General features: G+C 55.3%; 3 protein-coding genes. 1 reads left to right on the plus strand and 2 read right to left on the minus strand.

What is annotated here, in order from left to right:
• Nucleotides 1-112: 112 nt before the first annotated feature.
• Nucleotides 113-1,165 (minus strand): hypothetical protein, encoded by a 1,053-nt coding sequence (locus JKL46_RS34375; RefSeq protein ID WP_201842903.1) that lies wholly within the window; start codon nt 1,163-1,165, stop codon nt 113-115.
• 13 nt (nt 1,166-1,178) lie between these two features.
• Nucleotides 1,179-2,186 (minus strand): hypothetical protein, encoded by a 1,008-nt coding sequence (locus tag JKL46_RS34380; protein WP_201842904.1) that lies wholly within the window; start codon nt 2,184-2,186, stop codon nt 1,179-1,181.
• A 275-nt stretch (nt 2,187-2,461) separates the two neighbouring features.
• Between JKL46_RS34380 and JKL46_RS34385 the strand changes: the two genes are divergently transcribed.
• Nucleotides 2,462-2,894: extracellular solute-binding protein (locus JKL46_RS34385; RefSeq protein ID WP_201842906.1), on the plus strand; the 433-nt coding region annotated here is incomplete at its 3' end.

The following is a 2,894-nucleotide window of genomic DNA, read 5'->3' on the forward strand; positions in this document are numbered from 1 at the left end:
GATCTCGATCGACACGCCGTGAATGACCGGGACGGTTCCGAAGTTCTTGCGAATGTTGCGGATCTCAACTGAGGCCATGTTTCCTCGCCACAAATAATTTTGATAGAGGCTTTTAGCTACGCGCGGCTTGTTCGACAGCTGACGTCAGGTACAGCCGGCGATCTGTAAAGATGTCGCTCCAAGCCCTGCTATCCGGGAATTGTTCCGGCCGGTGCTGCTGCAAGAGCCCAAAAGTACCCACAGCGGCCAGGATGACATGTGGGTGCTGACTGAGCAGTGACTCATGATGGACTGCCCAATCGTTGAGGGCTAGCTCGACATATGCATCAAGGGCTCTCTCGATGTCGTCTCCGCGGTAGGCAGGAGCGAGCGTGCGCATGAACTTCAGCGCATACAACGCGTCGAGCTCCAGATAGTGCATCACGTGAGGACCTGATCTCTCCAGCCAGCGTCCGTTCGGAAGTTGAAGAGACAGGACGCTATCAATAACCCGCTCCGGATAAGGGAAGCTGTGACCATGATGCTCGTACATCGGCAGGATATGAACGCTGCCGCCAAGTGGCTGATGACGGTCCGCATGTGGCACTCCTCGGCGCCACCACCCTGTGGTCTCGTCGATAGAGCTATCCAGCCAAGAAAACACAGCCGTCCGCCATTCAGGGGTGCAGGCGCGGCTGAAGCTGAAGCAATGCAGGCCTCCCCAGAAGAGATGAGAGGAACGCCATTGATTGCTCCAGTCGAGACTTTCGAGCCATGGCCCGACCTTCTCAGAGGTGTCGAACGAATTGTACAGGCTGACTGGGTACAGCTGCTGTCCGCCGAGAGACCCTAGTGCTCCGATCACCATCCCATTGGCGTGAAGCGGCGCATGGCCATAGGTATCTTCGTATGATCCATCACCTGGTTGATCGTAATAGCGGCGGGCGTACGAATTAATGTGGTCAACCCATGACGTCCGCTCCGCCTCTGTTAGTGAAGATCCGAAGTCATCTCCCATGATGACTCTAATGAGTGCAGCGTCGAGCGATGAATAGAGATCAGGCCGCCGCTTCCGGCCGGAGCGATAGCAACCGAAAGGCCCTGCGCGATCTTCCAGAGCGTGGAGTGTGCCCATGACCGCCTCACGAACTAGCCGGAGGTCGAAGGTCTTTGCTGCAATTGACATGACCCAAATTTCCTTAGATGAAAGGTCTCCGATCAAGGACCAGCTTCAACGGTCTGTCGGTCACGACTAGGCCGGGAAGTGCCTGCTGCAGTTCGGCGAAGGCACAGAGATTACCAAACAGCGCGTGCAGATCGTTCAGTCCGTCATCGGTCTTTGGATCCAGATTCAAGACGTATTCCGCGAGCTCTCGTCCGAGCGCCTCGATCGCGGCGCGGCTTTCTTCGAAGCGGTGATTGCACTGCCGCAGGCTGCGGTTCATACAATAGAACCAGTCGATTTCGGCAAATCCGATCCGCTGTCCTAGGGGGAACTGACGCTCCCGGTACATAGCGAGGCAGGCATCGATCAAATGCTCTGGGTAACGGCTCGGCCGCCGGGCCCATTGCATGTTGAAGAGGTAGTGAAACGTGCCCGCCATATGGGGTACCATCGTCGTCGTCCCGCTATGGGCGACCCGAGGGAGGTTTTTCCCGGCCAGCAGTCCAGTCTCTGGATCTGTGTTCTGCCAAAGCCAATCGAAATATGCGTCCTGCCACGCCAAGTCGACCTCGTCGGCAATAACCATTGCAGCGAAGAGGCCCGCCCCTCGGTGAGACTCACGCCATGGGTTCCCTCGCCAATCTAGGCCTGAGAGGAAGTGGCGTAGTTCGTCGGGCTCAGCATAGATCCTTAGCCCCGTGAGCTTGTGAAGAGGCTTTGCATCGAACAATTCAAGGGCAGCGATACAATGGGCTGTGGTGTGGATCGTGTGATGGGTCGCCTCCTCAAACAAACCAGTTTCAGGGCTTTGGAGTGACTGCAACGCTGAGATCCAGCTAACACGATCTTCAGATTCGCTCGGAAATGAACCAATCGTATAGAGGATGTTGGCTGCGTCAGCACAACCATAGGGGTTGATGTTAAGGTCCCGAGTTCCGTCTTGGTCCTGCCAATTCCAGCGGCGGTACGCTCCTGGCGATAGAGCATGATTCGCAATAATGTTACGAGATGCCTCGACGTAATCACGTAGGTCTATTGTCATTGATCACCCACCATTCGCTTCCACCTATGAAAGGGGCTTTCCACGCAAATTGCAACGCAAATCTCAAATTGCGCCATCACATCTCAACTCCTTGCACAACGACGTCTCTCGGCTTGGGAATCCTCCCCGTGTCGCGAAGAGGGTAGCGTGTAGTGAAATTTGCGCAAATTTTCGTTGACAGCAGATTTGCGTTAAATGATCCTGTTGCGAGCTCGGATGAGCCTCAAAAGATGGTCGCTTAGATCACGCAATGGCATGCCAATGGGAGGTGTAGAATGATCCAACGTCGATTGCTTTCCTTAATCAGCGGCGTAACTGCCGTGACCTTGCTCGCGACCGCAGCGGCACATGCCCAGGAGATTATGATTTGGCACGACAAGGGCGAAGACGGCCTGCGCATGATTGAGCAGATGGCCGAACTCTATAAGAAGGAGCACCCCGGCGTAACCGTAAAGTCGCTTTCGATGCCGACGGAGCAGTGGTTCAGCCGCTCAATTGCAGCGCTTAACACCAATACGGCCCCCGATATCCTTTTTAATGACAATACCAGAATTGTCTCCATTCAGCAGAGCACTGGCAAGTTGTCCGATCTCAAGCCAGAGGCCGACCAATTGCCAGCCGCCGACAAGAGTGAGGATACCGACAAAGCCGTCCACTTCGTCCAATCTGAAGCCGTCCAGGCATTCCGATTTCAAGCCGTCCATGGGT

The sequence above is a fragment of the Microvirga zambiensis WSM3693 genome, assembly GCF_016735695.1.
GTDB classification, from domain to species: Bacteria; Pseudomonadota; Alphaproteobacteria; order Rhizobiales; family Beijerinckiaceae; genus Microvirga; species Microvirga zambiensis.